This is a genomic window from uncultured Sneathiella sp. (genome assembly GCF_963976355.1).
Classification (GTDB): domain Bacteria; phylum Pseudomonadota; class Alphaproteobacteria; order Sneathiellales; family Sneathiellaceae; genus Sneathiella.
This window is the reverse complement of record NZ_CAXBKA010000004.1, coordinates 395,914-418,078: the sequence shown is the minus strand read 5'-3', so window position 1 is coordinate 418,078 and position 22,165 is coordinate 395,914. Positions and strand designations below refer to the sequence as shown.

25 protein-coding genes are annotated in these 22,165 nt (G+C 48.0%); 9 read left to right on the top strand and 16 right to left on the bottom strand.

Annotation, left to right across the window (positions count from 1 at the left end; genetic code table 11):
- Positions 1–9: 9 nt before the first annotated feature.
- Together AAC599_RS12225 and AAC599_RS12220 are read right to left on the bottom strand one after the other, a co-directional pair.
- The gene (locus AAC599_RS12225) at positions 10–1,668 is read right to left on the bottom strand and encodes a recombinase family protein (RefSeq protein WP_340150680.1); all 1,659 of its coding nucleotides are present in this window, start codon (positions 1,666–1,668) and stop codon (positions 10–12) included.
- 275 nt (positions 1,669–1,943) lie between these two features.
- On the bottom strand, positions 1,944–2,192 hold the full coding sequence (locus tag AAC599_RS12220; protein WP_340150679.1) for a hypothetical protein: 249 nt from the start codon (positions 2,190–2,192) through the stop codon (positions 1,944–1,946).
- A 275-nt stretch (positions 2,193–2,467) separates the two neighbouring features.
- Between AAC599_RS12220 and AAC599_RS12215 the strand changes: the two genes are divergently transcribed.
- Together AAC599_RS12215 and AAC599_RS12210 are read left to right on the top strand one after the other, a co-directional pair.
- Entirely contained in the window at positions 2,468–2,707 is a 240-nt protein-coding gene (locus tag AAC599_RS12215; RefSeq protein WP_340150678.1) for a hypothetical protein, read from the top strand.
- Between the two features lie 21 nt (positions 2,708–2,728).
- Positions 2,729–2,992 carry an AlpA family phage regulatory protein gene (locus AAC599_RS12210; RefSeq protein ID WP_340150677.1) on the top strand — a complete coding sequence of 88 codons (264 nt, stop codon included), beginning with the start codon at positions 2,729–2,731 and terminating at the stop codon, positions 2,990–2,992.
- Here AAC599_RS12210 and AAC599_RS12205 read toward each other — a convergent pair.
- Positions 2,964–4,268 (bottom strand): tyrosine-type recombinase/integrase, encoded by a 1,305-nt coding sequence (locus AAC599_RS12205; RefSeq protein WP_340150676.1) that lies wholly within the window; start codon positions 4,266–4,268, stop codon positions 2,964–2,966. The genes AAC599_RS12210 and AAC599_RS12205 overlap by 29 nt on opposite strands.
- 834 nt (positions 4,269–5,102) lie before the next feature.
- Between AAC599_RS12205 and AAC599_RS12200 the strand changes: the two genes are divergently transcribed.
- Positions 5,103–5,444 (top strand): hypothetical protein, encoded by a 342-nt coding sequence (locus tag AAC599_RS12200; RefSeq protein WP_340150675.1) that lies wholly within the window; start codon positions 5,103–5,105, stop codon positions 5,442–5,444.
- Between the two features lie 181 nt (positions 5,445–5,625).
- Positions 5,626–6,429 (top strand): hypothetical protein, encoded by an 804-nt coding sequence (locus AAC599_RS12195; RefSeq protein WP_340150674.1) that lies wholly within the window; start codon positions 5,626–5,628, stop codon positions 6,427–6,429.
- On the opposite strand, the gene AAC599_RS12190 is transcribed toward AAC599_RS12195, so the two are convergent.
- Positions 6,426–6,956, bottom strand: coding sequence for a hypothetical protein (locus AAC599_RS12190; protein WP_340150673.1), 531 nt, complete (start codon positions 6,954–6,956; stop codon positions 6,426–6,428). The two genes, AAC599_RS12195 and AAC599_RS12190, sit on opposite strands and share 4 nt — an antisense overlap.
- Positions 6,957–7,258: 302 nt before the next feature.
- On the opposite strand from AAC599_RS12190, the gene AAC599_RS12185 reads away from it, so the two are divergent.
- The gene (locus tag AAC599_RS12185) at positions 7,259–7,867 is read left to right on the top strand and encodes a tyrosine-type recombinase/integrase (protein WP_340150672.1); all 609 of its coding nucleotides are present in this window, start codon (positions 7,259–7,261) and stop codon (positions 7,865–7,867) included.
- Between the two features lie 223 nt (positions 7,868–8,090).
- On the opposite strand, the gene AAC599_RS12180 is transcribed toward AAC599_RS12185, so the two are convergent.
- The 5 genes from AAC599_RS12180 to AAC599_RS12160 form a co-directional block, all read right to left on the bottom strand.
- Positions 8,091–8,855, bottom strand: coding sequence for a hypothetical protein (locus AAC599_RS12180; protein ID WP_340150671.1), 765 nt, complete (start codon positions 8,853–8,855; stop codon positions 8,091–8,093).
- 17 nt (positions 8,856–8,872) lie between these two features.
- Entirely contained in the window at positions 8,873–9,088 is a 216-nt protein-coding gene (locus AAC599_RS12175; RefSeq protein WP_340150670.1) for a hypothetical protein, read from the bottom strand.
- Positions 9,088–10,341 (bottom strand): hypothetical protein, encoded by a 1,254-nt coding sequence (locus AAC599_RS12170; protein WP_340150669.1) that lies wholly within the window; start codon positions 10,339–10,341, stop codon positions 9,088–9,090. Before AAC599_RS12170 ends, AAC599_RS12175 begins: the two co-directional genes overlap by 1 nt.
- 122 nt (positions 10,342–10,463) lie before the next feature.
- Complete coding sequence (locus tag AAC599_RS12165) at positions 10,464–10,901, bottom strand: hypothetical protein (protein WP_340150668.1); 438 nt, start codon at positions 10,899–10,901, stop codon at positions 10,464–10,466.
- A 15-nt stretch (positions 10,902–10,916) separates the two neighbouring features.
- Positions 10,917–11,630, bottom strand: a complete 714-nt coding sequence (locus tag AAC599_RS12160) for a hypothetical protein (protein ID WP_340150667.1) — start codon at positions 11,628–11,630, stop codon at positions 10,917–10,919.
- Positions 11,631–11,881: 251 nt separating this feature from the next.
- On the opposite strand from AAC599_RS12160, the gene AAC599_RS12155 reads away from it, so the two are divergent.
- Both AAC599_RS12155 and AAC599_RS12150 read left to right on the top strand, forming a co-directional pair.
- Positions 11,882–13,621: an OmpA family protein gene (locus AAC599_RS12155; protein ID WP_340150666.1), complete on the top strand. Its 1,740-nt coding sequence runs from the start codon at positions 11,882–11,884 to the stop codon at positions 13,619–13,621.
- A gap of 44 nt (positions 13,622–13,665) precedes the next feature.
- Positions 13,666–14,256 carry a hypothetical protein gene (locus AAC599_RS12150; RefSeq protein WP_340150665.1) on the top strand — a complete coding sequence of 197 codons (591 nt, stop codon included), beginning with the start codon at positions 13,666–13,668 and terminating at the stop codon, positions 14,254–14,256.
- Positions 14,257–14,481: 225 nt separating this feature from the next.
- Here the strand turns inward: AAC599_RS12150 and AAC599_RS12145 are convergent, their stop codons facing one another.
- From AAC599_RS12145 to AAC599_RS12135, 3 genes are all read right to left on the bottom strand, one after another.
- Complete coding sequence (locus tag AAC599_RS12145; RefSeq protein ID WP_340150664.1) at positions 14,482–14,805, bottom strand: hypothetical protein; 324 nt, start codon at positions 14,803–14,805, stop codon at positions 14,482–14,484.
- A 65-nt stretch (positions 14,806–14,870) separates the two neighbouring features.
- Positions 14,871–15,740 carry a hypothetical protein gene (locus tag AAC599_RS12140; protein ID WP_340150663.1) on the bottom strand — a complete coding sequence of 290 codons (870 nt, stop codon included), beginning with the start codon at positions 15,738–15,740 and terminating at the stop codon, positions 14,871–14,873.
- A complete protein-coding gene (locus tag AAC599_RS12135) occupies positions 15,740–16,573 on the bottom strand; it encodes a hypothetical protein (protein WP_340150662.1) in 834 nt (277 codons plus the stop codon). Before AAC599_RS12135 ends, AAC599_RS12140 begins: the two co-directional genes overlap by 1 nt.
- Before the next feature lie 190 nt (positions 16,574–16,763).
- On the opposite strand from AAC599_RS12135, the gene AAC599_RS12130 reads away from it, so the two are divergent.
- On the top strand, positions 16,764–17,615 hold the full coding sequence (locus tag AAC599_RS12130) for a hypothetical protein (protein WP_340150661.1): 852 nt from the start codon (positions 16,764–16,766) through the stop codon (positions 17,613–17,615).
- A gap of 164 nt (positions 17,616–17,779) precedes the next feature.
- Here AAC599_RS12130 and AAC599_RS12125 read toward each other — a convergent pair whose 3' ends face one another.
- A complete protein-coding gene (locus AAC599_RS12125) occupies positions 17,780–18,166 on the bottom strand; it encodes an ankyrin repeat domain-containing protein (RefSeq protein WP_340150660.1) in 387 nt (128 codons plus the stop codon).
- Between the two features lie 204 nt (positions 18,167–18,370).
- Positions 18,371–19,909 carry a type IV secretory system conjugative DNA transfer family protein gene (locus AAC599_RS12120; protein ID WP_340150659.1) on the bottom strand — a complete coding sequence of 513 codons (1,539 nt, stop codon included), beginning with the start codon at positions 19,907–19,909 and terminating at the stop codon, positions 18,371–18,373.
- A 400-nt stretch (positions 19,910–20,309) separates the two neighbouring features.
- Between AAC599_RS12120 and AAC599_RS12115 the strand changes: the two genes are divergently transcribed.
- Positions 20,310–20,678 carry a DUF736 family protein gene (locus AAC599_RS12115; RefSeq protein WP_340150658.1) on the top strand — a complete coding sequence of 123 codons (369 nt, stop codon included), beginning with the start codon at positions 20,310–20,312 and terminating at the stop codon, positions 20,676–20,678.
- A 132-nt stretch (positions 20,679–20,810) separates the two neighbouring features.
- On the opposite strand, the gene AAC599_RS12110 is transcribed toward AAC599_RS12115, so the two are convergent.
- A complete protein-coding gene (locus AAC599_RS12110) occupies positions 20,811–21,155 on the bottom strand; it encodes a hypothetical protein (RefSeq protein WP_340150657.1) in 345 nt (114 codons plus the stop codon).
- Entirely contained in the window at positions 21,152–21,874 is a 723-nt protein-coding gene (locus AAC599_RS12105) for a SprT-like domain-containing protein (protein ID WP_340150656.1), read from the bottom strand. Before AAC599_RS12105 ends, AAC599_RS12110 begins: the two co-directional genes overlap by 4 nt.
- Positions 21,875–22,165: the final 291 nt, after the last annotated feature.

Below are 22,165 nucleotides of genomic sequence, written 5' to 3'. Positions count from 1 at the left end.
TCGTCAGGCTCATAACCTGAAGGTCGTAGGTTCAAATCCTACCCCCGCAACCAACTTGACAGACTCGTCATCAAAGCCGTCCTTTAGGGGCGGCTTTTGTGTGTCCGTGGCAAGCGCAAGAATGCCCGCAAGCCGTCCTTGCAAGCTGATTGAAGGGATTTTTTTACCCTCTTCGCCAATGGGTGTTAGCTCGATCCGGTCAATGAGGGAGCGGACAACCTCAACAGCCCGCTCGCGCATAGTCTCATCACTTAAGGCTTCGCGTAGCTGCTCAATTTTCTCTCGGTAATAGCCTGCCATATTGGGATGCAGCAGCACCGGCATTTCTTTCACATCAAGAAGCTGACGCTGTAAAAGTTCCTTGCGGCTTTCCAGCTCGTTCATTTTGGATTTGACCTGATTACCCGGTACACCATCGAGAATGGCCTGCACCAGCTTGTCCAGATCACGCTCAATTTTATCCAACTCAATACGCTTGGTATGAAACGTGGCGTTATGCTCAGCCACCAGCCGGTTCATTGTCTGCGCATAATGCTGGCAAAAGACTTCAGTCAGGGCCGGGTCCATCATATGTTTTCCAAGGCCATCCAGCACCAATGCCTCAAGATCTTCTCGGCGTATGGTCAGCAGGTTATCGCAGGTGCCTTTGTTGCGCGCAGCAGCGCAGCCGATCCGCTCCGAGTTGACTTGTATAGCGCCGTCGCCGCATACACCGCATTTCATCAGGCCAGAGAACAAATAACGCGGGCGGCGGCAGTCCCACATGCCGGGGCTGTTCTGACCTGTAATACAGGCTTTAAGCGCACCCTGACGCGCTTTGACCTGATCCCATAGATCCTGATCAATAATTCGAAGCTCCGGTAAATCATGGATGACCCATTCACTCTTATCATTCAGGCGCGAAACCCGCTTGCCGGTTTCAGGGTCTTTGATATAGCGCAGACGATTCCAGACCAGCCGCCCGACATAAATCTCGTTATTGAGAATTCCAGTGCCGCGATGACGGTTGCCGTTGATCGTGCTTGGCCCCCAACCTTTACCCGAGGGGCCAGGGATTTTATCATTGTTCAACATATGAGCAAGGGCGCGCGGCGATTTACCAGCGGCATACTCATTGAAGATGCGCCGGACTACTCCAGCTTCAACTTCATTGATCGTTCGATCACCGCGCACAGCTTCTCCGTTTGCATCAACTCTGCGCACAACATCATAGCCATACGCATTGCCGCCGCCGCTTTTACCGGCCTCTACGCGGCCCCGCATGCCCCGGCGTGTCTTGTCAGCTAAGTCTTTAAGGAAAAGCGCGCCCATCGTCCCCTTAAGGCCGATATGCAGTTCATTCACTTCGCCTTCGGAAAGCGTGACAATGCGAATATCTTCAAAGCTCAGGCGCTTATAGATATGAGCAATGTCTTCCTGATCGCGAGAGAGGCGGTCTATGGATTCTGCGAGCACAATATCGAATTTACGCGCTCGTGCATCGGAGAGAAGCCCTTGCACACCTGGGCGCAACAGGCTTGCACCGGAAATGCCGTGATCGCTATAGCCGCCTGCAACCTGCCAGCCTTCTTTCTCTGCGCGCTCCGTGCATAAGCGTATCTGGTCTTCAATGGAGGCTTCGCGCTGCATGTCCGTTGAGTAACGGGCATAGATCGCAACGGTATTCATGGGCGGTTCCTTCGCCTTGTATCGTCATAAGATGTTCTATCTTCGTTCTCAACTATACGGGCAAAGTCGCGTTCTGCCAACCACTCGGCAAAATATTTTACCACCTTATTCAGCGCCGGATCATGGACCGAAAGCGGATCATTATTCGGGGCTGTTTGAGATTCATTTGCACGCTGTTTTTTCATGGAGAGCAGCATTGCAGCGCATGAAAAATTTAATCCTCGCGCAACCCTCGCCGTGAAAAGGCAAGGGTATTTGGAAGGTCTGAAACACAGCTATTTGAAAGTAGGATTCATTACGCGGCTATTTACCGCGCGGGTAATATTTTCAAGACTTGCAAGTGCGTTGCGCCGTTCGGCGGAGCCGGGGACGCTGCGTGTAAGCTCATCGCGGGTTTTGCGCTGCAAGACATTTAGCTCGCTATGAGTGAGATTTTGAAGTTCATACATTGTGATGATCCTGGTCATTTTTCGTTTCCTTTTTTCGGCGTAAGCCCCAAACATCGGGTCCTTTTCTGCTTTCACCACCCCATGCCTGAGAAGCACGAAAAGGCAGCTCGATAGGACGCGGGCGGGCACACTGCCGACGCAAGAAACATTGGAAAGTACTGGATCACGCGAAGCATAGGAGCGCTCAACACTCATCTGGAAGTAGAAGTGGGATCGGTTGACGGAAAGCCGCGCTGATTGCTGCAAAGCAGCGTACTTTGCAGTGAACTTTTAGGGTATTTTAAAGTAATTATTAATACTTAAGGTTGTATTATGTAAATATATAGTTAAGCCATGTCATGGGAGGCTGGATGAAGATAAAAATCACAGGAGAAATGACGATCCCAGCACTACGTCAGGCGATATTCGAGCAAACCCAACAAATGGAAGACCGCTTTGCAGTCCGGTATGTCCGCGACATTACAATTTATGTGACACCGACGAATGGCTTTGGGGATGAAGTGCTTTGCCGCGATCCATTGGGAACGGAAATCAAAACACTTCATAGCGGTGGTCCTTACAGATCGGCGGCCCGGGATTATGAGATATAAAATATTTATGAAGGAGTGGTGATGATGGAGAATGATACTGATAAGTCCATACGACAACCCAGCCCGGAGCTTCTGCTAAAGCTCAATGCTTTTATGAATGAGAAAGCGGTTATCACGGCTACAAGCCTGAGCAGGACGGCTATACATCGCAAACGGTTGGCCGGAGAATTTCCCGAACCTGAAGAAATCTCAGATGGACGGGTTGGATACCGTATCCGCGACGTTAAAGACTGGCTGGCCGATCCCACCGGTTGGGTTAGTCTTCAAAATAGTCCCGATATTTGAGTTTGGCTTTCAAAGCCTTTTCGTTCACGCCGCCGTCCGACTCAGCGCAATTGAGGATAATGTCCGCCCATAGGTTCAGCGCTGCACGCTTCTCGTCTTCGTAATCATAGATATCGTATACTGCGCCAATACTGCTATCTGCATGGTTGAGTACTCTCTCACGGTCAAACCTAGAGACGCGGAAAGCCCCAAGTAAAGTTGAGCCAGTGCGCCTTAAATCATGAGGCGTAAACTTCTCTAATCCCAATAATACAAGATTATCCCTGACTGCGTGTGATAAGGCTGTCTCGGACATGAGCGTATTATCCCAACGCCCGGGGAATAGGAAACCGTCATCCGTAGCATCTGGAAGCAGTTCCTTTATTATTTCAATGGCTGGAGGGGATAGGGGAACCAAATGCGGCTGATTGTTCTTTGCTCGCTCGGATGGGATAATCCACGTCTCGGCGACCAGATCAAACTCTTTGATATTGATCCCGAGTACTTCGTTAGAACGTTGCATAGTCACGAGTAAGAGTTTCAACGCCAGTTGAGTGTGTCCATGCATGGGGGCCTCTGGTAAACGGGTCCAAAAGGTTTTAACCTCGTCGAGCCTTAAAAACCTGTCTTTGGGTTTTTCTTTATACGGCCTTTTCACACCATCACAGGGTGAAGCCGTCAAAAGGTCCCGATCAACAGCCCACCGGAACATTGCTTTGACAACGCCGAGAGTCCTGTTGGCAGACACAGGGGCACCTCTGGCAACGATTTCATCAATACGTGCAATGATATGTTTCTTGGTTACTGTGGATGCTTTCATTGCTCCCAATTGGGGAATTATATCCAGCTCCAAAATCCGTTCGTCTTCTGCCCATGTCTTCTTATTAATCTTGGCGTATTTCTTGATATAGCTGTTGGCAAGCTGTTTTACTGTTGGGGCTTGCCTGGTTCTTGTATGGTCGTCGACATGTTGATCGCCCGGATCAATCCCGCGCTCCACAAGGCCCATAAACTCTGCGTACTTCTCCAATGCTCGGGAAAGTTTCATTTTTGGATACACACCTAAGGAGATCATGCGATCTCTTGTTTCAAACTTGTACATATAAATAAATGTTTTTCGACCATTGGGGCTTATTCTTAGGCCAAGTCCGCTATTACCTGTTGACCAAACTATTCTACGTTTGTCTGATGGCTTTAGATACTTTATGGTCTTGTCCGTAAAGGAAGTTTCCTCCCTTTTTTGGCTAGCGATTTGGCTAGCGATTGAGGGGTTATTTAATGAAACAACATGGTTCAATATGGGATGCTTTCTTTTGCTGTAACTAATACTGAGTAATACTTATAATCATATCATGTTGAAACATATTATACTATAATAAGTTGTAAATATTGATTTGGGAGCAGTGGGTCGGGAGTTCGAATCTCTCCACTCCGACCATTTTCAGAGGGTTTTGAAACAGAAAACTGGTTTGGCTAGCGATTTGGCTAGCGACAGCAGAATTGGCAAAATCGCCTATCCCGAACATCCATTTACAACGGTTTACAAAAAAGCTCGTCTAGTCCTGCTTATTACACTTCCCGAAAACGACGCCGCAGCGTTTCTTCATGTACACCTATCTCTGTCGCGATGCCTTTTGGATGCATCAAGAAAGTGCTGTAATATTTGACAGACTCTATGATTTGTTCATCGTTTAGGGTTTCGCCCTGGCGAAAATCAAAAGTGCAGATTAGTAGAAAGTAGGTGCTTCGCTCTTCAAAATTATATTATAAAATTTCGAAATGGCCGAGATTTCCACAGATAATTTGGTCGCTTACGGCCTCGACATTAGCGGGCCAAGAGATCAAACCTTAGTCTGGGCCTATGAAACGGATTCCGATTACCGACGACACACCCACCTCGCCTGGCGCTAAGCCGTATGTCCGTGCGAAACCCAAGCGAAAAGAGTGCAATGTTCCTCTAACTAAAAAGATGCATGCGAACTTTCTTCGGGAGCTAGATCGAACTGGTATTACGCTGAGCGCATTGGCGCGGGCCTGCACCGGTGAGGGGAAACGATTGACGGTTAATGTGCTTAGCATTTGGAAGTCTAGGACATTTAAAAGCGTTCCGGCATCCACATGGACAAAGGTAATGGCGATCCTGACCGAACTTCCTAATGCCCAGCCTCAGGCTGCACCAATAAGGCGCGGCGTGATTGAACCACCGCTCAAATCGAAGGCACCGTATCGCCCGTGGCAAGATGATTACATCAAGATCACCCCGCATCTGCGGCGTAGGCTTCAGCAGCAGTTTGAGCGCACAGGTATCGGGTCGTCTGAGCTGATGAGGATCGCTGAGTATCCGCCGACCGGTCTGAGTGTTGAAGTCATAAACGCGTGGAAAAACACTCAGACTCTTTCGGCTGAAGCCAAGCTGTTCAATTTCACCGTAAATCTGCTGGCCTCGCTGCCTGACAAACTAGATTCTGAATAGCCAAAATACTTCGGCTATTCGCGGTGAAATCGAATGTCTAACAAAACCCTAATAGATACAATTTTATTAAAGCTTTATCCAAACTTTACAGCGGTTTAACCTTGAATTGTTACACTTGTCCCAAGCTAATTTTTGTACAAGTAAGTCAAAAAAACTTCAGGCGTATGAATAGGGGAATATTGTGGTAGGCGAGGCAGATAAGTACACAAGAGCAGCAGCAGGTATAGAATCTGGCAGTCTTTCTAAGGCGGCCGGTGAGGCTATTTCAGACATTGAAATTGCACGTATGTTCAGCAAGGACGCGGCTTTTAAAGAAAATGCCCTGCAGATGGGGCAATTGGGCGGCTCTGTAGCAGGTTATCAGTTCAAGAGCGCGAGCGCCTTCCAGAATTTCAACAAACAGATGTTGAAACGTATGTCTGAAGGTAAAACCTCCAAGATGTTTGATATGGTCATGCACATAGCGTTGATGGACGGTATTCATAGACAACTTGCTGACCTTGATATTGTAATGGAGCAAACAGAAGAGAGCTACGCAGAAACATTCGGTGAAGATTGGCGTGAGCAATTCGCCCTTGAGATACTTGATCCAGACGATATTCCGCAGCGCGAGGCCGGTGAGTCTATGGAGGATTACCGAGAAAGGCTTGAAGATACTCTCATGAAAGAAATGCTTAATGAGGACGGCTCTATAAAAGAAGAATATAAAGATGACCCACGGGCCTCAGAGTGGGCACAGGTTAAATTTGACCGTGAAAGGCTCCAAAAGCTAGAGCAGAATCTTTCCGACCCATCGATTTCTGACGAAGAGCGTCAGCGACTAATCCAAGAATACAATCAAAGTGGAACCGCGGCCCGCACAGGTCAGGCAGGTGAAACCTTGGAAGAAGAGCAAACCGCAGGTTTAGAAACGCACGATACAAATGATCCTGACACCCTTGGCGCGGGCGCTTCTACTGTATCTGTCGATTTTATGAATTCTTAGTTTTCGTTAATAAGGGAAAATTGAGGATTCCTTTGCAGCCACAGATAATTTTGGGCAGTTTTGCGGGCCTCTGGTCTAGCAGTATTAAGGTTAAATGGCCCCTTAGCAGCATACCCATATCTATATCTTAATGCCGTTCCAGGCGCGTCATGCTGCTCAAAGAAGAAAGAAACGTCCTCTACGCCCTCTCCGTTAATATCTTGAGTTAACGCCGACATAAGTTGATCTGGCGTTATTGGTGATTCTTGCCCTAGATATACAGAAACGGCTATACCGGGATTTTCTTTCGCCCACTTTATCGCCGGACGATCTGCGTCTCTAAGAATTTCTATCCCTGTATAGGATGCTGTTTGGAGCAGTTGTTCTTCTGTGAGCGATGTGCGAGGTTTCGAGGACGTTTGAGCTGGTTGCGTTTCACCTGCATGAGCCGTACCCATCATGGTGACAGGCGAAATCGCCGCTATGCCCATCATCGCGGCACCGGCAAATTTATTCAACAAATTCTTTCTTAATGCGCTTAATTCCATTGTGTTCAGCCCATAACTTATATGTGAGGCGAACACACCCTTTATTTTTATGCGATATGTATAGCATTACTATAGTCAAATTACAAGTTTTACTTACTTTGGTACTTTACATATATGTGGTAATGCTAGCTTTTACGCAGAAATTAGGGTTATTATATTTATAGTTATTTAACTTGAAGTTCCATAAAGATTATGAAACATTACATTTGTACTCGGCGATGGGGAAACCTCTGATAGTTAATGGTTTTTCACCGCATCCTAATTTCTGCGTAAAAGTTGGCATTTGGGTTCGGTGTTTTACAATGAAATCAGAGACTTCATGTAGCCTCAATCGTTCAGCGAAAGGCCCGTCTGGTAAAATCGAGCCGATTTTTGACCCCGCCGACATTAAGCGGATCAAATCCATGCTGGAGTACAGTCCGCGTAATTGGGGGCTATTTGTGTTCGGTATCAATACGGCTTTTCGGGCAAGCGAACTGGTACTGATCAAAGTCGGTGACGTTGCTGAATTGCGTGAGGGAGATTCCTTTGCGCTTCGGGAGCCGAAAACGGAAAAATACCGCAGGGTAACGCTCAACGCATATGCAATTGAAGCCGTGCAGCGTTGCATTGCGGCTCATCCAAATTTACAAGCCGGTGCGCCGCTGTTCTGGTCACACAAGACGAGGAGGGCGCTAGTAGCGGGCAGCTTGCACAAGATTGTTAAGCGCTGGTGTGAAGAGGCGGGATTAGCAGGGCGGTTTGGTAGCCATACGTTGCGTAAAACGTGGGGGTATCAGCAACGGGTACAGCATGACGAACCGCTGTCACTGCTGACCAAGGCTTTCGGGCATAGCAGTGAAGCCCAAACGCTTGAATACCTGTGTATTCAGCCTGACGAGTTGCAACGGCTGTATCAGAACAAGATTTAAACTGCGCGGTGGCGGCAGGTGGATTTTGAACGAAACGTTATTCGATTAGAGGAGACAAAGAATGGCGAGCGATGGGCACTACCATTAGTAAGCAATACAAAAAGAGTCTTGGAAAAAGTGGACAGTTTGCACCGCAAAGATACAGACGTGGTTTTTCCACGCTTAGTGATAAAGAAGTGCTGAAAACAAGCGGCACCCTCAACGCCGCGTAACCGGCGCCTACTCAACGTATCCAGCGCCAGCGATCGTCATAATCTTTGCAGGCCAGCCGGATCGTTTCCTGATTGCCCTTGCAGCTCCGCACGATACGGCAGGCGGAGCCGTCTACATCTTTTTCACTGCTGAGCCAGCCGCTTCTGCATGCACTATTTTCCGGATGCTTTGTTTTCCGCCCAAGCTTCCAGCCTGACTCGATAGCAATTCTGCTTTGGGCTGCTGAGGGGTGGGTTGCACTTGACGCGCGTGTCCCCTTACCCATTGAGAGCGCCTGATCAAGCGTCGCCCCCAGTTTAGCCATGGCAAAGCCTGAAAATCGATCCGCTTCAAGTTCCTGCTCGTGCTGGGAATACTCATCAGCAAAGACGTGAGAGGCAATATGATGACCGACTTCATGGCCCATAATCCCGACTTCGACCCAGTTTGTGCGTCCATTTTTCCATGTAAAGTTTGCTCGGTCATAAACGATATATCGCTGAGCTTTTCTAATGGTCGCAAATGCTGCCATCTTCTCCATACTTCCTTTGAAGTCAGCGGCCAAAATTCGAAAATTCTGGCGTATTCCAACCACGTCGGTAATCCATGTGGCGACCTTCACTGCCTCGGGGCTAGGGGGGCCGTAATTATGGACACCCTTGGTGCGCGGCTCACCGCCTTTTGCACAAATTTTGCCGGAAAACATATTATCAGCGTCCGCGAATGCATGTCTGTCACTCCCAAGAACGGCGGCGCACCCACACCCTATAAGAAAGTTTCTGCGGGAAAATGTCATACCTCGAACTCCTGTTTTTAATCGCAGATTTTAATGCCGTCGATGGTGACACACCCCGATTGAGAGCCATGGGAAACCGGCGGTTCTCCGATCTCTGGTGTCGGTGTGTTAACGCCTGTCACAGCAAACGCGCCGAGATCCAGCAACACCAGAAAAATGACCCAAAGTAGGAATATCGCGACCAGTAAATCCAGGCCGAAATCCCTCACAGTCAGTGCAAACCGCATAATCATCACACCCCTTCCTCTTCATCAGTTTTTCTGGCTTCACGGCCAAGCAGTTTGCGGTTGATGCTGTTGGCGCTCTCGGAATCAATTCCGATGAGACGTTGTGCCTCATTGCCCATCTTTGATCGGGCAACGTCCTCTAGCGTTAGCTGCATAATGTCATTCCACGCTAGTTCTTCACGGCTTCTGGCCGACATGCCGATCATGAGAAAAATCACAACGCCCAGCGGGGCAATATCCAAAGCTATGCTGCCCGCCCAAAAGGGGATAAAGCTCTCCCAGTGGTGTTTGACGGCTTGTACGGCGGTCATTTTTTCAAAAGCCGGAAGCCGGGGTGCGTTCTGTGCATTCGATGCGTCGATAAAGGCGCGCAGCTTACTGCTCGTACGCTCTATGTCTGTGCGGACCTTATCTAGTGCCTGCCTTTGACGCTTTGCCATTTGCCTATTGTTGGAATACACCGTCTGCAAGTCCACTTCACCTGGCAGAGATTCTAGCGTCCTGGCGATAGAGGCGGTGAGGTTCCCGCTATCCATCCGGGCCAGATCAGCGCGAAGAGCATCGGATTCCGTTTCAATGTCACGCATGCGTTTGGCTGTCGGCTTGTTGGAGGTCACAATTTTACGAACTCTTTCGAGCCGGTAGCGCGCCTGTTCATTTAGTGTGTCCGATCTCTCAACGAAGTCAGCGATTTCGTCTTCAAGATTGATAAGTCGTCCTCGAATTATGCCCAGAGCGTTATGGACCGCGCCGGGGCCAGGTTCACCGGAATACAGACCAGTCTTGAATTCCTGCTCAGCAGCGGTTTTGTAGCGCGCAGTTTCCAGCCGTAAATCAGATCTAACGCTTTCGACACTCAGCGCGCGCTTGAATGTTGCATCGAGCACATCCCCCATACCCTCGACGTAACGCGATTGATGAAGCTCCTGCGCATCCCGCCCTTTGAGCCAGGCGGCATTGAAAGAACTGCTGAGGAAAAAGAAGATGACGCACCAGCACAAGATAACGACCAGGCTCAATGCCTTTTTCCACGGCTCTAAAAGCTCGGGCACGATATTGATAGCAAAATCCCATATCAGGTAAATCGCGCAGCCGCTTGCAATGGCAAACACGGTTGAACGCGCTTTTTCAACAAAAGTGAGTGCGTCCAAAGAGGCGCCGCCATAGGTGAAAAGTGCAGAAGCTGCGGCGAGTACGAACAGTATTTTTCGGACAATTTTGAGATCGCCTTTGCGATAAGCAGCAAGAAGCCGGTCCATATTGGCACCTCATATGCAATAAAAAAATGCATCTGAAAATTTCAGATGCATCTTGGATACCAAGCCCCGAATAAGAGATTCCTCGTGGGTGTGTCGCAGTAGTTCTCTGGGCTGCGGCGTCTCTAGCGCTCCCTTTTCCGATTTACCCCGGGCGCATTGACCTTGAATTCAACACCTCGTTCTTTTTCAAAAGAGGATGAAAGTGTAGTACCGTTTTTGCGGATTTCACTTTTCAGATTTCCAAAGTGGATGTTTATGGCGGCTTGCTGGTGATACCACTCACCGCGTCTTTCCTCATATTCACCGAGCAGGTTTCGGTGTTCTTTTGAGCCTAAATCGAACTCAGGTATGGGCATGGCACTATTTGAAAGTCCATCGCGTTCGCGTAGCCATTTCTGGTCATGCTTATCCAGAACGGCTTCGTGGTTTTGTACGTTTGCTATTTCTGCGCGGGCCGTTCCGCCAAGCGAATAATCCGGTAGTGCTTTGGTCGGGGCTGAACTAAGTTCGAATTCCCTTCCAATATCGGGCGCTTTGTTTGATCCGGTTTTTTCGGGCATATTAACTCTCCTATATTACACTGAGTGCAGATCACCGGACTGCGATGACCAGTCACCTTCAGGCGTTAGCGCTTGCTTAGCGCCTTTAAATGCATAGCGGTCCATCACCTGACTACATGCCGTCAGCCGGGTTAGGCAGTCCCGGCAATCCTGCGCGCCAAAAACCGTGCGAATATCATTACGTTGATCGAAGTAGGTGAATGACAGAACACCAGAGCGCCCGTAATATCGTTTTCGCGCGCCTTGCCACCAGCGCCGGACGGATTTGCTTTCACGGTATGAAAGGACGATTTCTTCACGTTTGGTTTTATCGTGCGGGTACAGTGCGAAACTATGCGGCTGGTTTCGATCAAAACGCTTCTCGCCAAGCGGGCTCTTCACAACGAAATGCTCTGGCGTGAACACCACACTTACAGTGTGTTTGAAAGCGTCGTACAAACCATGCTTCACACCAAAATAGACAGCTGCAGGTGCAATCAGTACTCCGCCGAGCAACCAAAGTTGCTGCGTCTCAAACTGCCATAGTGAAGCCTCACCGATTTTAAAGATGCCATACGGCACGGCACAGACGGTCAATGCACTGCACGCAACTGCCAGCCTGTCAGCAATTTTGACACGTAGAGGTGTCAGAGCCGTAAGCCATACTGTAATGCGCGGCTGGCCGTTCTCGTCGGTATCTTCTTGGGTTCGCGGACCACCCGCAAACGGGGATTGGATTTGTTTCTTCATGCTGTACGCTCCAAACGGTACAAGGCCGATTCACCGCGCCAGCGTGCGAAAAACACAACCGGCTTCGTACAAATTCTCGAAACGGCGCGGGTATAAAGCGTTATGGCAGAGTTGGGGAGTTGATTTCCTCGTGCTTAAGTTGCTAAGTTAAGGGTACTTCGGGAGCGTTTATTTCATTAAGACGGGTGCATGTGAGGCAGTATTGGATGAACACATTATCGGGGGTTGTAGTGAGGAGGTTTTTAAAGACCATGGCAGTCTTTGGACTGTTGGGCATAGCCGTCCTGTCGCTCGGTGCTTGCGATGATAGTTCAGACTTACTGCAAATGGATTTTCAGCTCGTTCTCGGTCGTGGCGATGGTCCCTCGGGCTGGATAGCAGCTGAAGGCGTCATCACTGCAGACACACCAGACAGGTTTTCGGAATTTCTGACTAAGGAATGTAATGAAAAAGGGATCTGCGATTTGCACAAGGCAGGGATTATAACGGTCGGTTTTCACAGCAAAGGAGGCGATCTTTTAGCGGGCATGGAGCTTGGACGAATGATCCGCAATATGCATCTCAATACTGCGCTTGCACGGATGGTATCAAACGATGACCCTGCGTATAGCGTTGATCCCTGGACGGAAGGCTGGGACGGAGGGCAATGTGAAAGCGCGTGCGCCTACGCCTTTTTTGGCGGGGTTTCCAGGCAATTGACTTTATTCAACGCTGACCGCTTGATGAACGGTCCATCTAAGAGGGGAAGCCTTGGCGTACATCAGTATTATGATGGACGCGGATTTGCGTCCGGGGAAATTGGTCCAAAACTGGAGCGTCAAGCAGAAAAACTGCGGCTCATAGATGAGACTGCTAAGACGCAATATTATTCAGGGCTGATTATAGATCATTTGGAGAGCATGGGAATTAATTCCGATATTCTGCTCAAGTCATCCAAAACACATAAAGGAGAAATGCTTTATTTGGAAAAGAACGAGCTGTTAGCTGCAAATGCAATCACAATTGATATTCTAATATGGAGGCGAGACGGCAAATCAACGCCGCAACTACTATTTGGTTTTCAAACTCCACAAGATACCACTCCTGATATTTCCGCAAACGTTTTCTGCCTAAAAAATGATGATGAATCATATAGTGTGGCCATGGTACTGTGGTTCAAGCCACATGTGGTCATGAAGGCTGCTAAGTCAGATGCTCTCGCCGAATTTGGAAATTCACTGGGACAGCAGGAAGTTGAAAGGGCAGAGTATAATGGCTTTGCGCTGAGCTATGGAGACAGCGTCGCAATAACACACAATCTAAGTATGCGCTTTGACGTCAGGCAAGGAGGAGGCGCAGAAATGAGATTCGATGCAAAACTTGACCATTGGCAACATATATATGAAAACGCAAACGGCATTCTAACATTGGAGCCAATTGGACGATTGGCCGGTCGGTTGTTGCGGCTCAAGCGGGTTAACATTTTCCTGGATGACGTATTTTGGAGAGCGTTTAGTGATCTATCTGAGGGTAAGTTGGGTTGCAGTAAACGTAGAAAATATAGCGATGTTTCGGCGACTCGCTCAATGGAGACAGAATATCAAAAAATACGAACTTCTCCGTTTCAGCCAGAGAAGGAGACACACGTAATTCAGAAAGTAGCTCAGTTGGAGTTTCTTGAACAGATTTTTTTTGAGGAGGGCGCCTCAGCCTTATCCAGAAATGCGCAAAAAAAATTGGATAATTTAGCGCGCCGAATTGCAAAAGTATCGGGCGTAAATATTCTTCTACAAGGACGTACAGCGAATAGAGAAGGCGAATTTGCAACGCGTGAGACTACTTTGCGGCTTGGGGCAGACAGAAATACGGCTGTCGCTAGCTATCTCATGAGACAAGGGGTTAAATTATCCCAAATAGCTGCGGTGTCATATGGCCGTGAACGTCCGATTGTGGATAAGACAAAAGAGGATACTGAAGCAGAAAACAGAACTGTAATGATTGTTCTACGGTGATGATATTTGAAGTTATGCGGACCAATTTCTATCGCAAGTGCCATATGAAAATATTGAGTTATTTGATGCTGGGTTGTTTGTCTCTCATATTGTCAGGCTGCAATATTAGGACAGAGCAGCAAATAATTTCCAAAGAGCAAGCTACGAATCCTTGGAATGGGTTTTCAACAATTATCTTTGAGATGGCTGAGCATAAAAAATTTAAGCCACAACAAGACTTCGTACTGAACATACTGCCTGACAATACGGTTTCTATTGCTACTCTGCTTGTACGAATGGCTCATTCTAAAGCCCTATCAGCATTTTTTGAGTATGAAACGTATCTCATTACAATTCCTAGTCAAAAAAAGGCGACAACACTTGTACCTGATATGTCTGCCATTCCTGCTGAATATACCGTTGCTGCAATCATACTCAATAAGTCTGGAGACGTTGATGGTTACGTTCCTACTTGCTCGGAAACCGTCAATAGTTTTCAGGAAGCTGAAAGCGCTTTTTTAAAGTGCTTGAAGAAATTACAAAAAAACGCGCGGGCTTTATGCAAGTTGGAAAAGCCTGTTACGGAACAGCACAAGTGCACTAGTTCCGGTGCTTACAAGTTCGTCCCTAAGTGGCTGTTTGCAGAGGGCTTCTAGTGAAAGCCTTAATCACAAACTCTTCCCAGCCTTATAATGGCCGTGATTATCCGTTTGTTAATGGGGTAAACGAAGATACTGTGGCTCAAAACAGATCTGTCTGTCTTGTTTGGCTAATGTAATGCCTTTATTAGCTCTTCTGCAATGTTGTTTCACGTGCGTTCGTAAACTCGTTGATCTTCTTCAACTCCCTTGCGGCAGCCCAACCTTGAAAACCAGACGCGCTTAAGGCTCTCCGGGGTCAATATCCTTTCGTCCCACTTTGTATAAAAGCTTCACGACATCTTCCCGTTCATAAGCTTCGGCGGCATCATGAGGGAATCTTCCCCAGCGATCGCAAAGATCCACGTCCAAAACCCTGCCGATCTTTTCATCAACAATAGTTTGTTTGATGGTTTCGTAGGGAAGGCGGATACAAGCATGCCAGAACACGGTTTGTTCATGTTCATTTCTTTGATTGATCAACGTTGGATCTTCATCCAGAAGACGTTTATATTCCTTAACATCCTGAGACTCGACGGCTTCAAATATTTTTTTAATATTGTCCATAACATATACCTAATATGCCATGGTATCATAAAGTATTTACTTGAGTAAAATTAAGTGAATATTATCTAATTAAAACAAAAGTTTATGGCATAATTAATTACAGCTACTTTTGTGGATCTATACTTAAAAACCATATCGTCGAAATTAGTTTCTACTTGGGGTGAAATTGCGCTTGGGTTTAAAACAGATGTTTGCCATTGAGTTGAAAAAGTATCTTTAGTCAAAGTAATGATGCACCTAATCGTCAATCTGTCCATTTTTCCCGGCGCGGGAGCAACGATAATTTTTTCAAGTGTTATATCATCCCATCTATCATTGCGTATGAGTTCAACCAGGTCTTCTAACTTCACATAATTGGTACGATTGCCCCCGATTGTGTTTAGCACCGCATCGTTAATCGGTCGTTCCTCAATACTTTGTGCAATGTATCGCTGCGGATTCTTTGGAAAATAGTCAGAATACCACAATGCCAGCATCATAGTAGCGGCGAGTATTGTCAAGCCGATGCTAACAACCCTCCATGATGGTCTGTCGGGTTCTAAAGTATACCAGATCGTATCCTTCAGATTTGCAACCCCAAGCCACATACACTGCATTAGCGTTTCCGTCTTAAGTGGTGTCTCCGGATAGATGCCAACCTCGAAAACCGGTTCCAACAAGGCAACAATGTCTCTGTGTCCGTAAGCTTCTGCCGCGTCTAGAGCATCACGCGACCAACAATCAGGAGTGTGCGGCTCCAAAATGGAAGCTATAGGATCATTCAACATTTGCTGGACAAGCTCGATGCGGCCCCTGCTAGATGCTTGCCAGAACGCGGTTTGCCCGTACTCATTAGTGGCATTTGCCAGAGACGGTGATGTTCGAAGCAACTCGGAAGCGCTCCGAATATCATCAGCTTCTATTGCCTCGAATAACTGTAGTGCAGCGTCCATCATTAATCGCTGATTTCTGAACAGATAAATTTGTATTTGAGTTCCGCATGAGGTGTTTTGAACAAGCAGATTTGAGTCGACGATGGCTTGATTTCAGCAAGATTTCGAATAATCAAAGAGCCGGGTTGATTGCTGCCGTACTCGCGCAAAATTGCAACCACGTCGTGATTCGAAAACAAATAATCGTCGTTCACTGTCCTACTCGGCGGTAACAGGAATTTCATAAGACCTTTCCACAGAATATAGTTTCTTCTATTGCCTTCTCTAAACTCCTGTTCTGCTAAATCGACATCTGAGATGCTCTGGGTATTCATCCAAAAAATTACGTTTGCATGTTGGCTATCTACCTGTTCACTGACTTTCAAAACTCCCGATTTTTGACCGGCCTCTGCTCCAATGGGCCGAATAAAATACAATGTGTTAGAGTGGGCACCGATAGTGTTGCTCTGGACGCCATCTTCAGAATTGAAGAAATCGAATATTGCTGGAACCACCCCAAGATTCAGATCACCTAGAATAAGTTGCGAGAATCTGTCGAGAAACCGCCAAGACGGGTCTTCTATCTTTTCTATGGCTTCTTTTTCAGACCATTTGTAATATTTTCTCCTCTGCGTATCTCCGATTAATCTGACTGAAATTTCGCCACTTCCATTCTCTAAAGGCGCTAGTCCACGGTCGAATGTATCTAAGTATCTTCTTTTCATATTACGTGAGAATTTACGAGCTGATACCTGAGTACGTTTATAATTTTGTATTATATACCAAATATTTCTACGCCGCCGTGTGTCATATTCCTCTTTTACCGTGAAATTTTTTGTGGGGTGTGGAAGAGGCATTCGAATACTATCTCATTAGTTCGATGTTTTATGAACATTGCGACGAAGTGACCACAGAGTGACACGTTGGCGCCCACATGCTGTTCTATTCGACATTACACATTAATGCCATCATTTCTTCGGTCAATACAACCAAACCGAAGTATTTGCGAGGCCTCGCTGACTTCATATTCAAAAATGAGGACAGCACATGAGTAAATATCAAGAACAAGTTCGCCGTTCAGCGGCGCAAGCTAACTACTGGCGCGATTACCGCTATGCGCCGGAAAGGCGCGACACATTACTCGGATTCAAGAACGATATTATCCCGCTCAGCGACGAGGAGTTGAACAACCCTTTATATGAGTCTGGTGAATCAGAGTCCTCGGAATGGCTGCGCCGTTATATCGATTATTACCTCCAAAAAGAAACGGGTCGCGGCATTTATACAATGCCAAAGCCGGATCGTTATAAAGCGGTGCAGGCGTTTGTTGAAGGCAATGGTTTCCTGCCCCGGGTTACGCTTTTGGATCATAGTGAAACTGCCTACGCCGCCGCGCTTGTTGCTTCGGCCAAGGGATATGACTGCTATGCCGATCAAAGGCTGCTTGCAAGTACATTTCGCGGCACTTTTTTAGGAGCTTCTTTGAGTGCCGCAGATCTTTGCGAGTATGTATTGCAGTGCCATTTCATCCCTGATGAACAATATTTCCGCATCCGTATTTTCGGCGCACTATACCAACGCCGAAGAGGTGAAGATGACGAAGGACTTGTCCAGCGCTCGAAAAGCATGGGTTGGGATTCCTGGTCAATGCGCGATGGCTTTGCATCCTTTGCTACCAATCTAGGCGCTCTGTTTTTTCTGGACGGTGAAAAGGGTGGGGCTTCAGGCTATGATGCTTATGATTTTGCCTTTGATAATACGGGACGGCGTGTACTGGGGCTCACCGCCATTCCACAGGATGAAGCTGGCAATCTTGTCCGCTTTCAGCTCTGTCGCCAGCCTGACAATATTGATCGCTATCTTGATATGTTGCACCGTATCAGTGCAAAGCTGAGCTGATACTGCCGCAATACAATAACAATGAACCAACCATCTGCGCCGCCTGAAATCGTCCGGGCGGCGCTTTTATTGTGTTTTGCCAGCGCCATATCGTGGCCGGTGTCTGTAGAAATGTATTTCTTCCAGATTTGTCGTCTATTGAAAGCTTCTCATACCAACCTGAATCAAAAACCCGGTTCCTCAGGCTTTGGCGGAGAGCTGTCAAACTCTGCGGCCTCTTCTTCCTCGTTTTCCGCATAAGCAGTATAGACGCCAACACCAAATACCGGGTTTAACATCTCAATGATCTCGCAGTTGTTATAGGCCTCAGCGGCGTCAAGTGCAGTGCGAAGTAAATTATCGCTCTTCCGGTAATCAAGAATGCCTCTGATCGGTTCTTCTAACATTTGCTTTATGATTGGCGTGCGTCCGAAAGACGCAGCCCACCAAAACGCAGTTTGGCCTCTGCTATTGGTGGCATTGGCAAGTGTAGGATCATCTTCTAGAAATTTTTTGGTAACTTCATCTTCTCCATCTTCAATAGCTATAAAAATCTTACTTATATTGTCCACTAATTATACTTTCTCTTGTTAAGTATATATTATATAGAATTCTTCTAAACTATGAAACAAGCATCTGTTTATTGGTTTAAAAACAATATCTTATTACCTGTCAACTTTAATGAAACGCGCAAGGAAACTGTAATTATTGCGCCCCTATGCTTGCGAGAAAGACGAGCGGTAAAGTCTGGTGCGGTGTAAGGCGGTATTGCCGCCTTACACCTTAACCTCATATTTTCCGGCGAAGTGATGATGATAAGGAGCGCTTTCATCGAAATATTCACAGCGCTGAATGATCATCGGGTGCAGCCCAGCCAGCATGATGAGCTGGCGCTTGAGCGGGTCGGAACGGGCAAACGCTCGCGCCACTTCATCGGGCGTAAGAAGATCATACATTTCCTTTGACTGGCTTTGGCCGCTCATGCCTTTCTCAATTTGATCAAAAGATGTATCGCCCTGGCGCGTTGCCAGCACCGGCGTTTTGCCGAGCCGTTTTGATATATACTCTGTCGTGACCAGATCCACATTGGCAAAGCACTGCAAGATACCCGCATTCGCCGTGAAGCTCTCCCAGCGGTCTTTATACAATGATTTTCCTTGCCCCCAATCTTGTATAATCCACCATATGAGCAGATGAAATGAGGCGATTTGTCCGATGGCGTTTTGGAGTTGTTGCATGAAGCCCAGCACTGGGAATTCATCAAGAATAGCCAGAACCGGTGCATCGGGCACGGTTTCTTCCTCTTCCATCGCATCAATGAGCTGGTTGACGAATATTCTTAGCCAGCGCTTGCACGCATCCAGTTTTGTCGCGGGCGGACAAAGATAGATCGTCATCTTTTTGCGCTTCACGTCTCGCAAATCAAAATCATGCCCGCTCAGGACATCCTTTATGGAGATGGAATCTAAAAAAGCCGTGTGCCGGTTCATGGTCGATGCCACGCCTGCCATTTCTTCATGTGATTTTTCGTACAGGCCGCGCACGCTAAACTCGATGGCTTCGGCAACATCCTCATGACCGGTATCATAGAGTGTCTGGATGCCCGCAATAATACGGCGTGGCAAGGCGTAAACAGCGCCGTCTTCGGTTTGCTCTTGCCGCCGTGCATTGCGCACAAACCGGCGCACGGTTCCCATATGACGCTCTTTATCCGGTACGTCTGTGCCAAAAGCCGTATAGAGAATGAATCCCAGCAGACTTGCGCCCGCTGTCTCATTCCAGTGAGGATCTTTTTCCTGCCCGCTGGTGACGATCAACCCGTCAACGATCTGCATGGCTTTTTCGATCACACTCACGTCGCCCAGCGTCAGCGCGCGAAGCGGATTATATCTTGCGCGGTATTTTCGGGCTTTACCGCGCGCACGATCATATGGGTCGAGTACGAAAACGTCTTGACCCATCTCCGCGCGTCTTTCCGCCGTATCGTTTGCATGTTCGGTTTTGAGGTCAATGACGACAACTGAGCCATTATAGAAGAAGAGATTATTCTTCACGCCGACAGATTTGCCTGAGCGATTGCCTGCAACCGTTCCGATATGCCGATCTTCCGCAACTCCAATCAGCTTATCGCCGATAGCGCCGATCAAGATCTTACCGTTCGGATTCTTCGGGTCATACTCCAGTGCTTTATGGGCTTCTATTGCTTCCTGCGTTTGCCAGCGTGCTTGCGGTATGCGCTGGTCTTTCAAATATTTTGTCGATATGCCGCGTGGAATACTGTCCATTATATTTATTGGGGCGGGTCGAATTTTCATTGATCTTTCTCCGGTTGCCTTTGAGGTTGGCTGCATGTCTGCAACTGGGCAGGTTCGCATATGAAGGCGGGCATGATCCTCGTGGGTTTCTAGAGAAACCACTTTAAGTTCCAAAATATCTTAAGGAAAATTGCTGTTGCCCTTTGATCCTAGAGCGCAGTCCAAATCGGTCTTTCCAATTGGTCAACCTGAAGATTGGAGGGGACGGGTTCAAAAAGAATTTTCCGATGACCGGAGGTCATTCCATCGCGAAACAAAATTCTTTTTTCCTGCCCCGCCTGCCTTTCTTCCCTTTTATGCGAAAGGCGGGGCAGTGAACACGTCCCCTCCAATCTTCTGATCGGTGTCCATGGAAAGCCGCAGATGGTCTGCGGCACCAAACTAAAAAAGGAGCACTACAATGAACCTTGGAACTTTTACAAAACACGAAAACGGCACCATTTCGGGCACCGCTACGACGCTACTAAACAGCTTCGATATCGAATACCGCCCCATTGAAGAAAAGGTTGGCAACAGCCCGGACTTCAGGCTCTACCGGAGTGGAACGGATGTTGAAGTTGGTTTTGCCCGCCATGAATTTGGCAAAAAATCCGGCAAAGCCTATCTCAATACCATGATCGATACGCCCGAGCTTTCCAAAGCCATATGGGGGGCATTGGTCAAAGAAGAAGACGGTAGCTATCAGCTCAAATGGAGCCGTTCACGTCCCAAGAAAAACGGTGTAAGCCAGAATGGCTCAGCCGATACCAGCAGCGCCGGCAGTTTCTAGCGGCTTCGCTCAGACAAAAGCCCCGGGCACCGGTCCGGGGCTTTTTTTTATGCTGTGGAGATATGGGTTTTTACGGCAGGGCGGCAGCTCCCGCATTGCCAGCCCGCACGAGCACCGCCATGTCCTTCGCTGCTAACTCGTAATGCCTGAGCTTGGTATCAAAATTAACGTCACGCCAATCACCGCGACAGCCGCACCGAACATTTGAAGAATTGAAAAGCGCTCTCCCATGATCAGTACCGCCACGCCAAGGTTGACGATCGTAACGGCAACGCCTGATAGCGTGACAGCCAGACCATAACCATGTGCCTTGATGACAAGCAAATAAAGCAGGTTCCCAAGCCCATAGAGCGCAAAAGAGCCAAACACAGCCGCAAGTCCGGCCTTGTCCTTGGCGTAGAGGCTCAGATAGTAACCCCCGCCTGCATAGAGTGCGGTCATAGCCATTAGCAACGGCGCAAGCATCCAGCCGTTCATGACGCTAGTCCTGCCGCCGGGACCATTGGCCCCATTTCGTTGCCGCACACAAGCGCGGCTTCATGCCTGGCCCACGCATTTTGACCGCAAGATAAACATGTATATTTAACACGCTTACCTGTTTTGTTTGGCTTCTGTTCGTCTTCGCCATCGATGACAGATTTCGGTTGTTCAGCCGGGATTTCCGTCCACTCGATTACAAACCCCGAGGTGATCAGGCTTTGGGCAAAACGCTCGAACACGCCGCCTTCTATAATATAGTGGCTCATCCGGTCGCCGGTTTCTTTGCCACCTGCCTCGCCGGTATCGGACGGGTAAAGACCCAGGTTTTTCGATTTTTCCGCAAACTCGCGGTTATGATAACGGCCGCGTCCGGGCTTGCCGAAATGCTCTTGCCATACATGAACCATTTCATGGGCAAGTACCGATAAAGTATCGATCAATTCGCATTCGTGGAAATATGCCGGGTTGAGTGCCATTTCATGAGTGTGGAGACCGTCACCGCGCGCAAAACGTTTCGGTGAGAAGTACCCCATCGTCCGGGCGCGCCGTTGCAGCGTTATCAGACAATTGGGAAGCTGGTCTTCGAATAGCGCGTAATTTGTTTCATCATAAGCCTTCTGTAAGGCATCGTACGTGTCCTGGGTTGGCCGCAAGGACGGATCGAAGTTTTTAGTCGTGTCCAGCGGGACGGAACCCGTTCTCATAAGATCAGACATTGGAATGTACACTCCATCAATTTTGATTGTCCGGATGCATCCGGTTAAGAGCGTGTCAGTATCAATGCCCGCGTTATGCAATTTCCTCGCGGTATCCTCGTGAGCCTAAATATTGTAGTGTATATCGCAGTGCATCTTACGCAGGTGCAGCACAGAATTTTGCCTGTAATGCCTATAACCTATGGTATTATGGAATATAGAGGACGTGAGTTGGTACAAGGTATGCGGTGGTCCCACCGCTTACCTTGAGGGGAGACTTCCAGTCCCCCGCTAACCCCCCTTGGACCCCCT

Bases quoted from the DNA above. Each gene is read 5' to 3' on its own strand.
- AAC599_RS12185 (WP_340150672.1), top strand. From the start codon at position 7,259: ATGAAATCAGAGACTTCATGTAGCCTCAATCGTTCAGCGAAAGGCCCG.
- AAC599_RS12145 (WP_340150664.1), bottom strand. From the start codon at position 14,805: ATGGACAATATTAAAAAAATATTTGAAGCCGTCGAGTCTCAGGATGTT.
- AAC599_RS12210 (WP_340150677.1), top strand. From the start codon at position 2,729: ATGATGGAGAATGATACTGATAAGTCCATACGACAACCCAGCCCGGAG.
- AAC599_RS12115 (WP_340150658.1), top strand. From the start codon at position 20,310: ATGAACCTTGGAACTTTTACAAAACACGAAAACGGCACCATTTCGGGC.
- AAC599_RS12170 (WP_340150669.1), bottom strand. From the start codon at position 10,341: ATGGACCGGCTTCTTGCTGCTTATCGCAAAGGCGATCTCAAAATTGTC.
- AAC599_RS12180 (WP_340150671.1), bottom strand. From the start codon at position 8,855: ATGACATTTTCCCGCAGAAACTTTCTTATAGGGTGTGGGTGCGCCGCC.
- AAC599_RS12200 (WP_340150675.1), top strand. From the start codon at position 5,103: ATGGCGATCCTGACCGAACTTCCTAATGCCCAGCCTCAGGCTGCACCA.
- AAC599_RS12175 (WP_340150670.1), bottom strand. From the start codon at position 9,088: ATGATTATGCGGTTTGCACTGACTGTGAGGGATTTCGGCCTGGATTTA.
- AAC599_RS12225 (WP_340150680.1), bottom strand. From the start codon at position 1,668: ATGAATACCGTTGCGATCTATGCCCGTTACTCAACGGACATGCAGCGC.
- AAC599_RS12140 (WP_340150663.1), bottom strand. From the start codon at position 15,740: ATGATGGACGCTGCACTACAGTTATTCGAGGCAATAGAAGCTGATGAT.
- AAC599_RS12135 (WP_340150662.1), bottom strand. From the start codon at position 16,573: ATGCCTCTTCCACACCCCACAAAAAATTTCACGGTAAAAGAGGAATAT.
- AAC599_RS12155 (WP_340150666.1), top strand. From the start codon at position 11,882: ATGGCAGTCTTTGGACTGTTGGGCATAGCCGTCCTGTCGCTCGGTGCT.
- AAC599_RS12130 (WP_340150661.1), top strand. From the start codon at position 16,764: ATGAGTAAATATCAAGAACAAGTTCGCCGTTCAGCGGCGCAAGCTAAC.
- AAC599_RS12190 (WP_340150673.1), bottom strand. From the start codon at position 6,956: ATGGAATTAAGCGCATTAAGAAAGAATTTGTTGAATAAATTTGCCGGT.
- AAC599_RS12120 (WP_340150659.1), bottom strand. From the start codon at position 19,909: ATGAAAATTCGACCCGCCCCAATAAATATAATGGACAGTATTCCACGC.
- AAC599_RS12110 (WP_340150657.1), bottom strand. From the start codon at position 21,155: ATGAACGGCTGGATGCTTGCGCCGTTGCTAATGGCTATGACCGCACTC.
- AAC599_RS12105 (WP_340150656.1), bottom strand. From the start codon at position 21,874: ATGTCTGATCTTATGAGAACGGGTTCCGTCCCGCTGGACACGACTAAA.
- AAC599_RS12165 (WP_340150668.1), bottom strand. From the start codon at position 10,901: ATGCCCGAAAAAACCGGATCAAACAAAGCGCCCGATATTGGAAGGGAA.
- AAC599_RS12150 (WP_340150665.1), top strand. From the start codon at position 13,666: ATGAAAATATTGAGTTATTTGATGCTGGGTTGTTTGTCTCTCATATTG.
- AAC599_RS12160 (WP_340150667.1), bottom strand. From the start codon at position 11,630: ATGAAGAAACAAATCCAATCCCCGTTTGCGGGTGGTCCGCGAACCCAA.
- AAC599_RS12215 (WP_340150678.1), top strand. From the start codon at position 2,468: ATGAAGATAAAAATCACAGGAGAAATGACGATCCCAGCACTACGTCAG.